Origin of the sequence: Rhodococcus sp. 14C212, assembly GCF_011058195.1 — a bacterium.
GTDB lineage: Bacteria > Actinomycetota > Actinomycetes > Mycobacteriales > Mycobacteriaceae > Rhodococcus > Rhodococcus aetherivorans.
On record NZ_JAALEH010000115.1, the window covers coordinates 1 to 14,843 of the forward strand.

16 protein-coding genes are annotated in these 14,843 nt (G+C 70.2%); 10 read left to right on the plus strand and 6 right to left on the minus strand.

What is annotated here, in order from left to right; translation table 11 throughout:
• Nucleotides 1–37 precede the first annotated feature (37 nt).
• The 4 genes from G6038_RS27535 to G6038_RS27550 form a co-directional block, all read right to left on the minus strand.
• A complete protein-coding gene (locus tag G6038_RS27535) occupies nucleotides 38–1,546 on the minus strand; it encodes a hypothetical protein (RefSeq protein WP_165041663.1) in 1,509 nt (502 codons plus the stop codon).
• Nucleotides 1,543–1,869, minus strand: a complete 327-nt coding sequence (locus G6038_RS27540) for a helix-turn-helix transcriptional regulator (RefSeq protein ID WP_165041665.1) — start codon at nucleotides 1,867–1,869, stop codon at nucleotides 1,543–1,545. Before G6038_RS27540 ends, G6038_RS27535 begins: the two co-directional genes overlap by 4 nt.
• Nucleotides 1,866–2,993: a tyrosine-type recombinase/integrase gene (locus G6038_RS27545; protein WP_072636903.1), complete on the minus strand. Its 1,128-nt coding sequence runs from the start codon at nucleotides 2,991–2,993 to the stop codon at nucleotides 1,866–1,868. Before G6038_RS27545 ends, G6038_RS27540 begins: the two co-directional genes overlap by 4 nt.
• Before the next feature lie 177 nt (nucleotides 2,994–3,170).
• On the minus strand, nucleotides 3,171–4,337 hold the full coding sequence (locus G6038_RS27550; protein WP_165041667.1) for a site-specific integrase: 1,167 nt from the start codon (nucleotides 4,335–4,337) through the stop codon (nucleotides 3,171–3,173).
• Between the two features lie 124 nt (nucleotides 4,338–4,461).
• On the opposite strand from G6038_RS27550, the gene G6038_RS31670 reads away from it, so the two are divergent.
• The 3 genes from G6038_RS31670 to G6038_RS27565 all read left to right on the plus strand — a co-directional run bounded on the left by G6038_RS31670 (nucleotide 4,462) and on the right by G6038_RS27565 (nucleotide 7,027).
• Nucleotides 4,462–4,719: a hypothetical protein gene (locus tag G6038_RS31670; RefSeq protein WP_165041661.1), complete on the plus strand. Its 258-nt coding sequence runs from the start codon at nucleotides 4,462–4,464 to the stop codon at nucleotides 4,717–4,719.
• A gap of 72 nt (nucleotides 4,720–4,791) precedes the next feature.
• A complete protein-coding gene (locus tag G6038_RS27560) occupies nucleotides 4,792–6,630 on the plus strand; it encodes a long-chain fatty acid--CoA ligase (protein ID WP_165041669.1) in 1,839 nt (612 codons plus the stop codon).
• A gap of 19 nt (nucleotides 6,631–6,649) precedes the next feature.
• The gene (locus tag G6038_RS27565; RefSeq protein ID WP_165041671.1) at nucleotides 6,650–7,027 is read left to right on the plus strand and encodes a DUF5313 family protein; all 378 of its coding nucleotides are present in this window, start codon (nucleotides 6,650–6,652) and stop codon (nucleotides 7,025–7,027) included.
• Nucleotides 7,028–7,115: 88 nt separating this feature from the next.
• Here the strand turns inward: G6038_RS27565 and G6038_RS27570 are convergent, their stop codons facing one another.
• A complete protein-coding gene (locus G6038_RS27570) occupies nucleotides 7,116–7,868 on the minus strand; it encodes a GntR family transcriptional regulator (protein WP_165041673.1) in 753 nt (250 codons plus the stop codon).
• Between the two features lie 146 nt (nucleotides 7,869–8,014).
• Here G6038_RS27570 and rraA point away from each other — a divergent pair, with 146 nt between their 5' ends.
• The 4 genes from rraA (at nucleotide 8,015) to G6038_RS27590 (ending at nucleotide 9,923) form a co-directional block, all read left to right on the plus strand.
• Nucleotides 8,015–8,509: a ribonuclease E activity regulator RraA gene (gene rraA / locus G6038_RS27575; RefSeq protein WP_165041675.1), complete on the plus strand. Its 495-nt coding sequence runs from the start codon at nucleotides 8,015–8,017 to the stop codon at nucleotides 8,507–8,509.
• An 11-nt stretch (nucleotides 8,510–8,520) separates the two neighbouring features.
• Complete coding sequence (locus G6038_RS27580; protein ID WP_165041676.1) at nucleotides 8,521–9,045, plus strand: thioesterase family protein; 525 nt, start codon at nucleotides 8,521–8,523, stop codon at nucleotides 9,043–9,045.
• A 106-nt stretch (nucleotides 9,046–9,151) separates the two neighbouring features.
• On the plus strand, nucleotides 9,152–9,586 hold the full coding sequence (locus G6038_RS27585) for a hypothetical protein (protein ID WP_165041678.1): 435 nt from the start codon (nucleotides 9,152–9,154) through the stop codon (nucleotides 9,584–9,586).
• A 130-nt stretch (nucleotides 9,587–9,716) separates the two neighbouring features.
• The gene (locus G6038_RS27590) at nucleotides 9,717–9,923 is read left to right on the plus strand and encodes a hypothetical protein (protein ID WP_006931527.1); all 207 of its coding nucleotides are present in this window, start codon (nucleotides 9,717–9,719) and stop codon (nucleotides 9,921–9,923) included.
• A gap of 73 nt (nucleotides 9,924–9,996) precedes the next feature.
• On the opposite strand, the gene G6038_RS27595 is transcribed toward G6038_RS27590, so the two are convergent.
• Nucleotides 9,997–10,221 carry an RNA-binding S4 domain-containing protein gene (locus tag G6038_RS27595; protein WP_006931525.1) on the minus strand — a complete coding sequence of 75 codons (225 nt, stop codon included), beginning with the start codon at nucleotides 10,219–10,221 and terminating at the stop codon, nucleotides 9,997–9,999.
• Nucleotides 10,222–10,317: 96 nt separating this feature from the next.
• On the opposite strand from G6038_RS27595, the gene G6038_RS27600 reads away from it, so the two are divergent.
• The 3 genes from G6038_RS27600 (at nucleotide 10,318) to G6038_RS27610 (ending at nucleotide 14,815) form a co-directional block, all read left to right on the plus strand.
• Nucleotides 10,318–11,682, plus strand: a complete 1,365-nt coding sequence (locus G6038_RS27600; protein ID WP_165041680.1) for a deoxyribodipyrimidine photo-lyase — start codon at nucleotides 10,318–10,320, stop codon at nucleotides 11,680–11,682.
• Between the two features lie 239 nt (nucleotides 11,683–11,921).
• Nucleotides 11,922–13,286 (plus strand): TIGR01777 family oxidoreductase, encoded by a 1,365-nt coding sequence (locus G6038_RS27605; RefSeq protein ID WP_165041682.1) that lies wholly within the window; start codon nucleotides 11,922–11,924, stop codon nucleotides 13,284–13,286.
• Nucleotides 13,287–13,297: 11 nt separating this feature from the next.
• Nucleotides 13,298–14,815 (plus strand): SDR family oxidoreductase, encoded by a 1,518-nt coding sequence (locus tag G6038_RS27610; RefSeq protein WP_165041684.1) that lies wholly within the window; start codon nucleotides 13,298–13,300, stop codon nucleotides 14,813–14,815.
• The last annotated feature ends 28 nt before the right edge of the window (nucleotides 14,816–14,843 follow it).

Here is a 14,843-nt window from a genome sequence, read left to right on the forward strand (position 1 = left end):
CTCGTTACAACACCCGAAGGAGGCACTCCACTCTCGGTCAGATCTGCCCGATCGAGTACGAGCAGCGATCGGCTACGCTGGCCACCGCCGCATAGGAACGTGTGTCCACATCTCGGGGGGAAGCCCCGAGGTCTGCCTGGGTGGCGGTGGCCAAGGTGGTGTCGTGTTCGTCGAGCCAGGACAGAAAGTCCAGGGCGAGGGTGATCTGGCTGCGGGCGTAAGCGGCGGCATTGTCCGTGACGGGGCGGCTGCGGGCGCGGCGGCGAGCTCGGCGTAGCACGTGCCGATGCGCGAAGGGACACACCAGTGCTCCGTGGTGGGCGGGGCGGCCCTCGAGGATCTCGTCGAGCCAGGGTCCGATCCGTTCGAGCAGGTCGGTGCGTTCGGGCAGGATCCCGGCGTAGACGAACAGAGCGCGGAGCCGGGGCAGTGCAGCGCTGTGGGGGTAGCTGTCGAGCAGTTGGTGGGTGATCGGTTCGTCGTGAGCGCGTAGGGCTATCTGGTGCAGCAGTGCCGCGCCGCCGCGCCGGCGGTGCAGCCAGTACCGGATGATCTCGGGGTTGGGCACCGTGCGGAAGACCTCGTCGAGCGCGGTGAGTGGGGCGGCGATGCCGCGGTGCGGATCGGTGATCACAGCGTGCAGTGTGGTGATCAGTGCGTCGTGGCTGGTTTCGTGTCGGCGCCGACGGATCCGGTCGGGTGATTCGGTGAGCTCGGGTTCGAGGACATGGCCGGCGTCCCGGCACGGCAGGCACACCGGATGCTGCGCACGCGGATGGGCCGGATAGTCGGTGCCGCAGACGGTGCACGATCGCAGGCGTCGGGTTCGGCAGCGGATGCAGATGTCCGGGGTGGTTGCCGTGGCGCGACGGTCGATGCGTCGCTGCTCACCACAGGCGCCGCAACGGCGCAGGGGCCGGCGGTAGCAGGACTTGCAGATCGGGCCGTGGTCGGTGTGGGCGTAGGTCGGAGTGATGTGCTCGCAGCGGCAGCAACGCCGCTGCGGGGTGCGATAACAGTTGGGGCACACCGCGGCGCCGTCGGCGCGCCGGGTCTTGACCCGCAACACCCGTCCGCAGGTGCCGCAGGGTTCGCGCCTGCGGGGGATGCACGAGTGGCACAGGGGATCACCGCGGTCGGTGTGGGTAGCGATCGGGCGGTCGCGGCGGCACCGCCCACAGGGTGCGCGATGGTAGAAGCGGCGGCAGTGGTCGCAGACTCGGCCGCCGTCGACGAGGTGCGGCAACAGCGCGGGCTTTCCGCAGCGCAGGCAGCCGGGGACGACGACGGTGGGGTGGCCGGCGTCGGCCAGCAACCCGGCCAGCCGCTGCAGCGTGATCGGCGCGTCCGAGGAACCGCTGGTCAGCGCGTCCGGATGGTGGGCCAGGTGCGCCTCGAGGCGGCGCAGGGTGTGCGCGACGGTGGCGCGCTCGACGAATCTTGCGGCGGCGGTGGGATCGATGCCGGGCACCACCGCGCAGACCCGGGCGGCGGCGCGGTCGAGCACCGTCTGCCGCGGTTCCCGACCGGCCCGGGCGGCGGTCATGTGGCCCGCGGCCGGCGAATGGTGGTGCGCCGGGCCTGTGGGGGGACGATTCGTTCGGCGGGGCCGCCGGTCTTGGCGACGGGGGTGTTGACCACATCGATCTCGATCAGGTCGTTCGGGGTGCAGGCGAGGATGTCGCACAGGGCGGCGAGGGTATCCATCGACAGTCGTTGCGGCGGTGCGGTGACCAGCCGGTAGACCTGCTCGCGCGAGAGGTGGATGCCGCGGTCGGCCAGCAGCGGCACCAGGTCGGTGGTGGCGAACATGTCCTGTTCGGCCATGCGTCGGCGCAGATTCCAGCGGTAGCCCATCTTCCTGATCATCGGCGTTGCTCCCACAGTTCGGTACGGCTGTGCAGGGCGCGGCGGATCAGCCGGCGCCGGTACTCGTCCGAAACCCCGGTGTAGAGCGCCGTGGTCGACGCGTAGCGGTGCCCGACCTGCTCGGAGACGAACCGCTCGGGGTAATCGAACTCGATCAGATGGGTGACATAGGAATGACGCAGGCAGTGCAGGTCGAGCTCGGTCGGCAACCCGGCCGTCTGCCGGGCCGCGACGAACGCCTCGTTGATGCTGCGCATCGACATCCGTCCGGCCCGTTCGCTGACCCATACCGCGGCCAGCGGACCCGGACGCAGCAGTGGACGGACCTCGGTGACCCAGTGCTCGAGCACCTCGACGATCCAGTCCATCTCCGGCACCGTGAGCACGGTGCGACGCTTGGGTGGGCTGCCCTTCGACGCCTTACCCCAGCGCACGAACCACGCCCCGTAACGGCCGTACTGCGCCGCGGCGGGGCTGTGCCGCCGATCCGCCAGGTCCAGCCCGTGCACCTCACGGCGGCGTAGACCGTAGGCGTACACGGTCTTGAGCAGCGCCGCGTCCCGCAGCGCGGTGAGCGCTCCCTTGCGGCCCCGGCCGCGGATCTGTTCCACCCGGGCGTCGGCGGCGTCGAACAGCGCTTGGACCTCGTCGTAGGTCAACGGGCGCCGTCCCGGCTGCCCCTCGACGTCGGCGACATGCGCGATGGTATTGCCTTCGTGGAAGATTCGTTGCGGCACCCGCGAGAACCGTTGCTCGCACACCGCGGGCCATCCGTACCGACGATCGGTGACGTACTCGACGAACAACGCGATCGCCATCTCATAGCTGCGCGCTGTGGACACCACGATCGGTCGCGCCCGCGTCTGCGAGCGCAGATACGTGATGAAATCCTCCCCATCGGCCGGTTCCCACTGCCACGGATAGGAATTGGTGAACTCGGCCATTCGCCGCACCACCGCCACCCGCGGACCGATCGTGCCGGACTCGCTCAGAAACCGGGTGCGCTGCTGCCGCTGCCACCCGGCGAGCATCGCCTCGAATACCGCCTCCTCCGGATCCAGGTGCACCACCGCATCGGCCAACACCAGATGCGCCGCACCGGGCGGGTCCACCACCGAATCCATATGTTGCATTGAACACAACATTGTTGAATTGCGTGGCCGAAACGAGGTGTTCTGCCAGGTCACGGCCCACGCAGGCCGGATACTCGACGCACGGGCACGCCCCCTTCGCCGCACGTCGAGCACTTCTCCCCCGCTTGCGCAGTGTTGCATCCGATGCAATTCCGCCCGGTTCATCGCTCACAAGCCCAGGTTGGTGACAGCGTTGCCGAGCAGGGGGGCGTGTTCGCGGGCGTAGACCTCGAGCATGGCGGGGGTGGTGTGTCCGGTCTGGCGCATGATTGCGTGCGCGCTCGCGCCGTTGCGGAAGGCCTGGGTGACGAACCCGGCGCGCAGCGAATGCCCACCGAGCTGCTGGACGAGCTCCGGGTCGTAGCCGGCGTGGGCGGCGCGGCGGCGGATGGCGTGGTGCACCGCCGCCCCCGACAAGGCAGTCTCGGAGAGGTTGCCGTTCTTGCGGATCGCGCGCAGCAAGGGTGCGCCGGAGGTGGTGCGGGGACGGGTGCCGCGGCACACGTGCGCCGCGAACGGCTCCGCACCCCGGAGCAGGCGGATCACGGCGGGCCGGCCGCCGGTGTCGAACGCGGCGACGATCTGCGCCCACCGCAGCCACGCACACGGCGGACAACTGGTGTGGCTGTGGGTGAACGGCAGGGCCCGGACGGTGCCGCGACCCTCCTGATCGGTCTTCGATTTGCGCAGGCGGATGTGCAGGCCGTCGAGCCGATGCAGCGCGACGTCCCCGCAGGTGAGGGCGACGAGTTCGCTGCGGCGAAAGGCCCCGGCGAACCCGAGCAGCAGGAGGGCGGTGTCGCGGCGTTCGACGACCTCGTCCGCCCAGCCCTGGCAGTCGGCGCGGGCCTTGTCGACAATGGCGAGGACATCGGCGGTGAGCAGCGGCGCCCGCGGAGCGCGGGGCCGCTCGCCCGCGGTGGCGTAGCCGCGGCGGATCCCGGACATCGTCGCTTTGACCAGGTCGTCGCCGGTGGGGCTGGGGTGCCCGGTCTGGCGGTGGTGGTGGGCGATCGCGGCGAGGCGGTGCGCGAGGGTGGCGGGGGCGTAGGCCCGCTCCCCCGCCTCGGTGACGGTGTCGGCGCAGGCGACCAGGTACGCGGCGACGGTGACCGGGTGCGCTGGCACCGCGGTGTGGCCCTCGTTGGCGCACCAGGTGGTGAAGGCCCGCCAGGCGGAGGCGTAGGTGCGGCGGGTCCCGGCGGCCCGCGCCGCAGCCACCGACGCCGCGATCCGCGCCGCCGTATCGGGCGCGAGGTCCGGCAGCGCGGGCCCCGCAGGGGTTGCTGGCACCACAATCCGGGCGTCGTCGGCCGGTTCGGTCTCCATATCCACGGTCGGGAACGGTACCGGACGGCGCCGACACCCTCCCGGCGACCGAAAACACGCCCACCTGGGGGTTCGCGGGGATCGCTGCGTAAATGGCATTTTTCATCACCATCCGTAAGTCGTAGACCGAATGCAGAAGTGTCTTCACCGTCCCCGCAAGCGGACGGTACCCCCAGGCCACGACGACCCCGGCGAGACAGCCGCGAGGTTCGTCGCGCAGTGGGTGCGGCTCACCGACGCGATCACGGACCCGCCCCCGATCGCACACCGGTCCCTCGACCTGTCCGTGCTCGACCGGGCCGTGCTCCGCACCGCCCGGCACGCACCGCAGGTGCTGCGGGCGGCCGCGGCTCTCGCCCACGCCCGAAAGCACCGGCAGGCGCGGTAAGCGTGGGCCGGAAGCCGGAACGAACAGGCGAAACCCTCCCCGCGGTTCGACCGGCCTTCCTAGACTCGAAGCATGACAGCGCTGCGAATCTCCGACGAACCGGTCGACCACTCGAAGATCGAGAAGCGGGCACCGTCGGTGGCTCAGCTCTTCCTCGATCGTGTCGCGGCCAGCCCCGGCACGGAGGCGTTCCGGTTCCCGAAGGACGACGGCTGGGAGAGCGTGACGTGGCAGCAGGTCGGTGACCGCGTCCGCCTGCTCACGGCCGGGCTGATCGCGCTCGGCATCGAGCCCGAGGACCGTATCGCGCTGGCGTCGTCGACCCGGTACGAGTGGGTGATCGTCGACCTCGCGGTGATGTGCGCGGGCGCCGCGACCACGACGGTCTACCCCACCACCAAGGCTCCCGACGTGGGGTTCATCGTGTCCAACTCGGGCAGCCGCGTGGTCGTCGCCGAGGACAAGGCGCAGGTCGACAAGCTCGTCGAGCAGCGCGCACAGCTACCGGACGTGCAGCAGGTGGTCGTGATCGACGGCCCCGGGGACGGCGACTGGGTGATCACCCTGGCCGACCTCGAGGAGCGGGGCCGGCAGCTGATCGCGGAGTCGCCGAACGTCGTCGAGGATCGGGTCCGGGAGATTCGGCCGGATCACCTCGCCACCCTCATCTACACGTCCGGCACCACCGGCAAGCCCAAGGGCGTGCGGCTCCCGCACTCGGCGTGGACGTACACCGCCGCAGCCGTCGATGCCCTCGGCATTCTCGGCCCGGACGACCTGCAGTACCTGTGGTTGCCCCTGTCGCACGTGTTCGGCAAGGTGCTGCTGAGCCTGCCCCTGCAGGTGGGCATGCCCACCGCCATCGACGGCCGGGTCGAGAAGATCGTCGAGAACCTCGCCGTGGTGCGGCCGACCTTCATGGGCGCGGCGCCGCGCGTCTTTGAGAAGGCCCACGCGCGCATCGAGGCGATGATGGAGGAAGAGGGCGGTGCCAAGAAGAAGATCTTCGACTGGGCCGTCGGGGTCGGAACACGGGTCTCGAAGGTCAAGCAGGAAGACCGCGACCCGTCGCCGCTGGACCGGTTGCAGTACAAGCTCGCCGACAAGCTCGTCTTCTCCAAGATCCGGGAGCGGTTCGGCGGCCGGCTGAGGTTCTTCGTCTCCGGGTCCGCTCCGCTGGACCGCGACGTCGCACAGTGGTTCGATGCCGTCGGCATCATCGTCCTCGAGGGGTACGGGCTGTCGGAGACCTCCGCCGCGACGTTCCTCAACCGGCCGCTCGCCTACCGCTTCGGCACGGTCGGCTGGCCCTTCCCGGAGACCGAGGTCAAGATCGCCGAGGACGGTGAGATCCTCATCAAGGGTCCCGGTGTGATGAGCGGTTACCACGATCGTCCCGACGCGGACGCCGAGGCGTTCGAGGACGACGGCTGGTTCCACACCGGCGACATCGGCGAGGTCGACTCCGACGGGTTCCTGCGGATCACCGATCGCAAGAAGGACATGTTCAAGACCTCGCAGGGCAAGTACGTCGCGCCGTCCGCCATCGCCGCGACCTTCAAGGGCCTGTGCCCGTACGCGAGTGAAATCATCGTTCACGGCGAGGGCCGGCCGTACTGCGTGGCGCTGGTGGGCCTCGATCCGGAGGCGATCCACGAGTGGGCCCAGAAGAACGGCATGGGCGACAAGTCGTTCGCGGAGATCGCCCGGGACGAGAAGACCCGTGAGCTGATCGCCGGGTACATCGACCAGCTCAACGAGCAGCTCAACCGGTGGGAGGAGGTCAAGAAGTTCACCATCATCGACCGCGAGCTGTCGGTCGAGGCCGGGGACCTCACGCCCAGCATGAAGCTGCGCCGCAAGATCGTCATCGACAACTTCTCCGACCGGCTCACCGGGCTGTACGGATAGGCGGCCTATCCTCGGATACATGACGAGTAGCGCGCGACCGAGTTTTACCCAGTACGTCGGATACCTGTTCGGCCGCACGCTCCCGGACTCGCTCCAGGACTGGGTCCGCAACGACCTCGTCGGGCCCGGCGCGACGATGCGTTACCTCGTGCGGTTCACACTGCCGATCGTGCCGTTCCTGGCGCTGTTCCTGCTCATCCCCGGGCCCGTGTGGATTCCGCTGGCGATGATGGCGCTGCTCTTCATCCCGCTGGTGTACTTCGCGATCGCCCTGATGCAGATCTGGCGGCGGCACCGCTTGGAGCAGCACGGCCTCGACCCCAACCTGCTCGGCGAGAAGGCACGGGTGCAGGCCGACCGCGAACGCGACGAGTACGAGCGGCGATTCGGGCGCTGAGCGGAGCGGGAGTTTCCTGCGCCGAGGGGGTGCTACGTAGCGCCCCACCCGCATGTCGTCGCGGCAACGTCCCCCTCGACGCGGTGTCCTAGGACAGCACCTCGACGAGCGTGGTCGCGGAGTCACCCGTCATGTACCGCTCGACGCTGTCGAGGTGCCTGCGCCAGAACGCTTGCGCCGCCTCGGCATCGTCTCCTCGCAGCAACGTGACGAGCTTGCGGTTGGCGCGCAACGCCGCGGACGCCCCGGGGCGTTCCGCCGAATCGGCGCGTGTGGAGAGATACAGCGCGTTGTGTGCGTCCATGATGTCGAGCAGCATCCCCGCGAGCGCCGCCATCGTCTGGTTGCCGGCGAGCTCCATCACCGCCCGGTGCACCTCGGTGTCGTACTTGGCGAAGGCGGCAGCGTCGTCGAGGAGTTCCTCGCCCCGCTCGACCAGTTCGGCGAGCGTGTCGATGCGCCCGGCCGGGGCATCGGCGAGCAGGCCGACGGCGTCCACCTCGAGTTCGGTGCGGGCGCGGTACACGTCGGCCAGCGGGACACCCCGGTACTGCAGCAGCAGCCCGGTGTAGCGGGCGGCGGTCGAGCCGTCCGGCGCCTGCACGCGGGCGCCACCGTGGGCGCCGCGCAGGACGGTGATGATGCCTTCCGACTCGAGAATGCGGAACGCCTCCCGCAACGTGGGCCGGGAAACGCCGAAGCGTTCCATCAGTGCGGCCTCGTTCGGCAACGGCTCGCCGGCGTGCAGTTCCCCGGTGATGATCTGGCGGCGCAGACTCGCGGCGATCAGTTCACCTGCCTTGGGCACGTGAACAACCGTCGAGCTTCCGTCGAGTGGCATTTCACCGTCCTGTTTGCGTCATCCATCCCAGCCCCGATGGCTCTTAGGATACAAGAATCTACCGGTTTGAAATCTAAAGAGGCAGATGATCTGTCTCTATCTGTCCCACGCCGAGTGGACGCCGTCACCCCACTACTCTCTGCGGTATGAGCGAACCCTCCACCAACGACGTTCCGGCCACCGCCGACCTCGCCGACGAGATCGGCCCCGACATCCGCAGCTGCGACACGCAGTTCGTCCAGTTCGGCGGCCGCGAGGTCTTCGCCGGCCGGATCACCACCATCCGCTGCTTCCAGGACAACCTGCTCGTCAAGCAGACCCTGAGCGAGCCGGGCAACGGCGGCGTCCTCGTCGTCGACGGCGATGCCAGCGTGCACACCGCTCTCGTCGGCGACATCATCGCCGGCCGCGGCGTCGACAACGGCTGGGCCGGTGTCGTCGTCAACGGCGCCGTCCGCGACTCGGCGATCCTGCGCACCCTGGGGATCGGCATCAAGGCGCTCGGCACCAACCCGCGCAAGAGCACCCAGACCGGGTCCGGCGAGAAGAACGTGCCGGTGGAGTTCGGCGGCGTCACGTTCAACCCGGGCGAGATGCTCTACAGCGACCACGACGGCATCGTCGTCCGCGCCGAGAACTGACAGGGGCCGGCATGCTCATGGCGCTGCGGACGGCGCGGACACTCCTTCGCGCCCGCAAGGCGGATCCGGTCCGGCCGCGCGAGACGGTGCACACCCCGTTCCGCGTGGCCGTCGCCGACCTCGACGCGGCGATGCACATGAACAACGGCCGGTACCTCACCATTCTCGACCTCGGCCGGTTCGAGCTGTTCGTCCGCACCGGGCTCTGGCAGGTGCTGCGCCGGCACCGATGGCAGACGGTCGTCGTCGCCCAGACGGCGACCTACCACCGGTCGCTGCGGCATCGGCAGCAGTTCGACGTGGCGACCCGCCTCCTCGGTGTCGACGCCAAGAACCTGTACGTCGAACAGCATGTGACCGTGGACGGGGCGAGCAGTGCCCGGGCAGTGATCGGGCTCCGCGTGCTCGACCGCGACGGCCGCTCCGTCCCGCCGGACACCGTCGCGCAGACGTTCCCCGCCCTCACCGACCTGCCCGACCTGCCGGCCTGGGTGCACGACTGGTCGACCAGCGTCCGCACAGCGCACGCCACCTGACGTCGCGGGCCACCGTCCTCGGGCCGACGGTGGCGAGGTTCGGCGGCAGTGCCCACACTGGAGGGATCACGGCCGCACGTGCGGCCCGCGACCTCAGGAGGCCCTCATGGGCGAGAACAACCCGTTCGGATTCGACCCGGAGGACCTCGACCGTGTCTTCCGCGATGCCGGGGAAGGGTTGCGCGACCTGGCCGCCAAGATCGGCCGGTTCGTCGAGCAACCGGATGCCGGAATCCCGTGGGCGAGCATCTTCCCCGACCTCGCGGGCGCACCCCGCACCCGCCCGGCACCGCCCACCGCCGGCGAGACCGGCGACGGTGTGTGGGTGATCTACACGCTCGACGACGACGGGACCGCCCGCGTCGAGCAGGTCTTCCCCACCGAACTCGAGGCGCTGCGCGCGCACAAGAACAACACCGACCCGCGCCGGTCGGTGCGCTTCCTGCCGTACGGCGTCACCGCCGGGATCCTGGACCGGCGCGAGGAAAAGGACCGCGAGAAAAAGGACCGCGAGAAAAAGGACACGGACGAGACCGACTGACAGCACATCCGGGACGGCGTTCGTCTCCCGCACCGGGCATCAGCTGCGGGTCGGGCGGGTGCGGGGAGGTCGACCGAAAACGGGTGCGCCCCGGCCCGTATGCGCGCAAACTGGTAACCAGGAGGTCATCATGCGAGCGCTGAAGGGCCTGCTCAATGCGGTGCTGGGGATCCTCACGGCCGTGCTCGGGGCGGTGGTGGGAATCCTTGCGGCGGTGGTATGGCTCGTGGGTGGGCTGCTGTGCGTGACGATCATCCTGATTCCGCTGGGTATTCCCGTCATGAGGCTCGCCCGCCGTCTGTTCGCCCTCGGCAAACAGGTGCGGCGTCTCCCCTGAACGTCGCAGGGGACCGAGGATTTCGGAGACTGCAGCACTGGTCGCACCGGCGCTGCAGGCCGTCACCTCGAGTTCACGCCCCGGCCGTCACGCGTGCGGCGGCGGCGCCGATCTCCACGATGTCCCCGACGTGCAGCTGCCGCCCACGCCGCACCTCCACCTCCCCGTTGACGCTGACGAGTCCCTCGGCGATCACTTCCTTCGCCTCGGCGCCGGATTCGATCAGGCTCGCCAGCTTGAGGAATTGACCGAGCCGGATGGACTCGTCGCGGATGGGCACCTCGAACACGTCGGACATGGGGCCCAGTCTCTCACCCGCAGTGCTATCGACCCGCCCGACCTCGACCCGCCTGCCCGGCCCACGCCCGGCCCCGTTCTCACGCACACTGGACGAGTGAGCCGACCCGGTATCGTCTGGTTCCGCCGCGATCTGCGGCTGCGGGACCTGCCCACCCTGCTGTCCGTCGCCGACACCTCCGACCGGGCACTCGCGCTGTTCGTGCTCGACGAGTCGCTGCTGCGCCCGTCGGGATCCCCGCGCCGCACCTTCCTGATGCGGTGCCTGCGCGCCCTCGACGAGGACCTGGGCGGACGGCTGCTCGTAACCCACGGCGACCCCGTCACCGTCGTCCCGGCGCTGGCCCGGGAACTCGGCGCCGACGCGGTGCACGTCAGTGCCGACCACGGCCCCTACGGCACCCGCCGCGACGAGGCCGTCGCGCGGGCGCTCGGCGATGTCCCGCTGGTGCGCACCGGCTCGCCCTACGCCGTCGCGCCCGGCCGCGTCCGCAAGCCCGACGACACCCCCTACAAGGTGTTCACCCCCTTCCAGCGGGCGTGGCACGAACACGGCTGGCGAGCCCCGGCCGCCACCGACGCCGGCACCGTCGACTGGATCGACCCCGGCGATCTCGACGCACGAGTGCCGATCCCCGGTGACGACGACCTCGACGGGACCACGCTCCCGCCCGCCGGGGAGGCCGCCGCGCTGCACCGCTGGCACGAGTTCCGCGACGACGACCTGCCCCACTACGACACCGAGCGGGACCGGCCGGACCTCGACCGCACCAGCCGGCTCTCCCCCTACCTGAAATTCGGGTGCATCCACCCGCGCACCCTGCTGCACGACGTGCGCTCCGACCACGGCGGCGCGGCGAACCGGCTGCGCAGCGAACTGGCCTGGCGCGACTTCTATGCGGACGTGCTGTACCACCGGCCCGACACGGCGCGCCGCAACTACAACCGCCGCTTCGACCACATCACCTACGACAGCGGCCCGGGCGCCGAACGTGCCTTCGCCGCATGGAAGGAGGGCCGTACCGGCTTCCCCATCGTGGACGCGGGCATGCGGCAACTGCTCGCCGAGGGCTGGATGCACAACCGGCTCCGCATGATCGTCGCGTCCTTCCTCGCCAAGGATCTGCACCTGCCCTGGTGGTGGGGCGCCCGGCATTTCATGGACCGGCTCGTCGACGGCGACCTGGCCTCGAACCAGCACGGGTGGCAGTGGACCGCCGGCAGCGGCACCGACGCCGCGCCCTACTTCCGGGTGTTCAACCCGTTCACCCAGGGGGAGAAGTTCGATCCGACGGGTGAATACGTACGCCGCTGGGTACCCGAGCTGCGGGGTGTGAACGGCAAACGCGTGCATCGGCTCCCGGACGGTCCGCCGGACGGGTACCCGGCGCCGATCGTCGACCACGCCCACGAACGGCAGGTGGCACTCGACCGGTACGGGCGGATCGGCGGAAAAGGCTGACCCATCCGGGTCACGTACCGCTCCGAATGCCGATGGGACGGACCCCCCGTCCCGGACGGACAACCGAGAGGAACACGACCATGCGAGAACTCGTCGAAACAGCGTTCATGGCGATCCACACTCCTCTGGTGAACGCATACACCATTCTCATCAACATGATTCCCAGCTGATTCCACGGCGGCGCCGGGAGTTCTCCCGGCGCCGCTCCCGCACACCCGGACCAGGCCGAGGAAGGCACGATGGGCATCACGTACTCGAGCGTCGTCGACGCGCCACGCCGCGACGTGTTCGATTGGCACAGCCGACCGGGTGCGGTCAGGCGCCTGCTCCCCCCGTGGCAGCCGCTGCGGGTGATCACCGAATCGGACTCCCTCGAGTCGGGCCGGGCCGTACTCGGCCTGCCGGGCGGATTGCGCTGGATCGCCGATCACCAGCCCGACGCCTACGACCCGCCCGCGCGGTTCGTCGACAGCGTCGGCCGCGACGGGCTCACGTCGCTGCCCGCGGGGATCGTCATGTCGTGGCGGCACGAGCACAACTTCGAGGCCCTCGGCGACCGTCGCACCCGCGTCACGGACCGGGTCGACACGCCCGTCCCGGAGCAGCTGCTGAAGCAGACCTTCCTCTACCGGCACCGCCAGCTCGCCGACGACCTCGCCGCCCACCAGTGGTCACACGAGCAGGGGGTGCGGCCCGCCACGGTCGCCGTCACCGGGACTTCGGGCCTGGTCGGCACCGCTCTGACCGCTTACCTGAGCACCGGCGGCTATCGCGTCGTCAGCCTCGTACGCGGCGAACCGCGCGGCGACGACGAACGTCGCTGGGATCCGGACGCCCCCGCACCCGACCTGCTGGAGGGGATCGACGCCGTCGTCCACCTCGCCGGCGCCTCGATCGCCGGGCGCTTCAGCGCCGCCCACAAGGCCGCGATCCGGGACAGCAGGATCGAACCCACCCGGCTGCTGGCCGATCTCGCGGCACGCACTCCCAACGGACCCGCCACGTTCGTGTCCGCGTCGGCGATCGGGTTCTACGGCTACGACCGCGGCGACGAGCCGCTCACCGAGGATGCGCGGCGCGGCACGGGGTTCCTCGCCGACGTCGTCGCCGACTGGGAGGCCGCCACCGCGCCCGCCGCCGCGGGCGGGCTGCGCGTGGTGCTGGTGCGGACCGGGATCGTGCAGACACCGCGCGGCGGGCCGCTGCAGTTGCAGCGCCCCCTGTTCGAGGCCGGGCTCGGCGGCCGGCTCGGCACCGGCCGGCAGTGGCTGTCGTGGATCGACCTCGACGACCTGCTCGACGTCTACCACCGGGCCCTCGCCGACCCCCGCATCCGAGGCCCCATCAATGCCGTTGCGCCGGAGCCGGTTCGCAACGACGAATACACCCGCACACTGGCGCGGGTGCTGCACCGGCCGGCGCTGCTGCCGGTGCCCGGGTTCGGACCGCGGCTGCTGCTCGGCGAGGAGGGCGCGCGCGAGGTCGCCACGGCCGACCAGTGCGTCGTCCCGCAATGTCTGGTCGACCACGGGCACCGCTTCCGCCGGCCGAAGCTCGAGGCCTGCCTGCGGCATCAACTCGGCCACATCGTGGAGAACGGATGAGTGGAGAACGGATGAGCGCCCCTCCGCTGCGCATCCTCGTCACCGGGGCTACCGGCTACATCGGGGGCCGGCTCGCCCCGCTGCTGATCGACGCGGGGCACCGGGTGCGGGTTCTGGCCCGCACCCCCGACAAGTTGCGGGACGTGCCGTGGGCCGGCGACGTCGAGATCGTGCGGGGCGACCTGACCGACCCCGAGTCCCTGGCCGTCGCCTGCCGGGACATCGACGTCCTGTACTACCTGGTGCATTCGATGGGCGGGCGCGGCGAATTCATCGACACCGAACGCACGGAGGCCGAGAACGTCGCCACCGCGGCCCGGACGGCCGGGGTGCAGCGCATCGTGTATCTCGGTGGGCTGCACCCGGACACGGCCGATCTCTCCACGCATCTGCGTTCCCGGGAGCAGGTGGGCCGGATCCTCGTGGAGTCCGGGGTGCCCACCCTGGTGCTGCAGGCCGGGGTGGTGATCGGTTCGGGCTCCGCGTCGTTCGAGATGATCCGGCACCTGAGCAACCGTCTGCCCCTGATGACCACCCCGAAGTGGGTGAACAACAAGATCCAGCCCATCGCGGTGCGCGACGTGCTGCACTACCTGGTGGGCGCGGCCACCGCTACCCTCCCCCGCAGCCGCACCTACGACATCGGCGGCCCGGACGTGCTGCGTTACGGCGAGATGATGCAGGTGTACGCCGAGGTCGCGGGCCTGCGCCGGCGCCGCATCCTGGTGCTGCCCGTCCTCACCCCGAAGCTCGCGGGCCTGTGGATCGGGCTGGTCACCCCGATCCCGCCGTCGCTGGGCCGGGCCCTGATCGAGTCGCTGAGCAACGACGCGGTGGTCGCCGAACACGATATCGACGAGGTGATCCCGCCGCCGCCCGGCGGCCTGACCGGCTACCGCGAGGCGGTCCGGCTGGCGCTGCACAAGCTCGAGCGCGGCGACGTGGAAACCACCTGGGCGAGCGCGTCGCCCGTCGGCGCCCCCGCCGAACCGCTGCCGTCCGACCCGCACTGGGCGGGAGAGGCGGTCTTCGTCGACGAGCGCAGCATCGACTGCGACACCGACGCCGGCACGGTGTGGGAGGTGGTCGAGAGCATCGGCGGCGAGAACGGCTGGTATTCCTTCCCGCTCGCCTGGACGATCCGTGGGTGGCTCGACCGGTTCGCCGGCGGCGTCGGTCTGTCCCGGGGCCGGCGGAACCCGCGCACCCTGCACACCGGGGACGCGCTCGACTTCTGGCGCGTCGAGCGCCTCGAGCGTCCCACCCTGCTGCGGCTGCGGGCCGAGATGCGGGCGCCGGGCGGAGCGTGGCTCGAATGGCGCATCGAGCCGCTCGATCCCGGCCGCGCCCGATTGCACCAGCGGGCCATCTTCTTTCCGAAGGGACTTGCGGGACGGATCTACTGGTACGCGCTCGTGCCGTTCCACGGCATCATCTTCAAGGGCATGCTCGAGAACATCGCCGGCACCGCGCACCGCACCGCCCGTGACCGAATGTCACATCCTGTCGGGTCAATCGACTCAATGTGACATTCGGCCACCCAGCCGGATCCTCCGG

Excerpts from the sequence above, each read along its gene's own strand:
- G6038_RS27535 (WP_165041663.1), bottom strand. The coding sequence starts at position 1,546 with ATGACCGCCGCCCGGGCCGGTCGGGAACCGCGGCAGACGGTGCTCGAC.
- G6038_RS27540 (WP_165041665.1), bottom strand. The coding sequence starts at position 1,869 with ATGATCAGGAAGATGGGCTACCGCTGGAATCTGCGCCGACGCATGGCC.
- G6038_RS27545 (WP_072636903.1), bottom strand. The coding sequence starts at position 2,993 with ATGGATTCGGTGGTGGACCCGCCCGGTGCGGCGCATCTGGTGTTGGCC.
- G6038_RS31670 (WP_165041661.1), top strand. The coding sequence starts at position 4,462 with ATGCAGAAGTGTCTTCACCGTCCCCGCAAGCGGACGGTACCCCCAGGC.
- G6038_RS27560 (WP_165041669.1), top strand. The coding sequence starts at position 4,792 with ATGACAGCGCTGCGAATCTCCGACGAACCGGTCGACCACTCGAAGATC.
- G6038_RS27565 (WP_165041671.1), top strand. The coding sequence starts at position 6,650 with ATGACGAGTAGCGCGCGACCGAGTTTTACCCAGTACGTCGGATACCTG.
- G6038_RS27570 (WP_165041673.1), bottom strand. The coding sequence starts at position 7,868 with ATGCCACTCGACGGAAGCTCGACGGTTGTTCACGTGCCCAAGGCAGGT.
- rraA (WP_165041675.1), top strand. The coding sequence starts at position 8,015 with ATGAGCGAACCCTCCACCAACGACGTTCCGGCCACCGCCGACCTCGCC.
- G6038_RS27580 (WP_165041676.1), top strand. The coding sequence starts at position 8,521 with ATGCTCATGGCGCTGCGGACGGCGCGGACACTCCTTCGCGCCCGCAAG.
- G6038_RS27585 (WP_165041678.1), top strand. The coding sequence starts at position 9,152 with ATGGGCGAGAACAACCCGTTCGGATTCGACCCGGAGGACCTCGACCGT.
- G6038_RS27590 (WP_006931527.1), top strand. The coding sequence starts at position 9,717 with ATGCGAGCGCTGAAGGGCCTGCTCAATGCGGTGCTGGGGATCCTCACG.
- G6038_RS27595 (WP_006931525.1), bottom strand. The coding sequence starts at position 10,221 with ATGTCCGACGTGTTCGAGGTGCCCATCCGCGACGAGTCCATCCGGCTC.
- G6038_RS27605 (WP_165041682.1), top strand. The coding sequence starts at position 11,922 with ATGGGCATCACGTACTCGAGCGTCGTCGACGCGCCACGCCGCGACGTG.
- G6038_RS27610 (WP_165041684.1), top strand. The coding sequence starts at position 13,298 with ATGAGCGCCCCTCCGCTGCGCATCCTCGTCACCGGGGCTACCGGCTAC.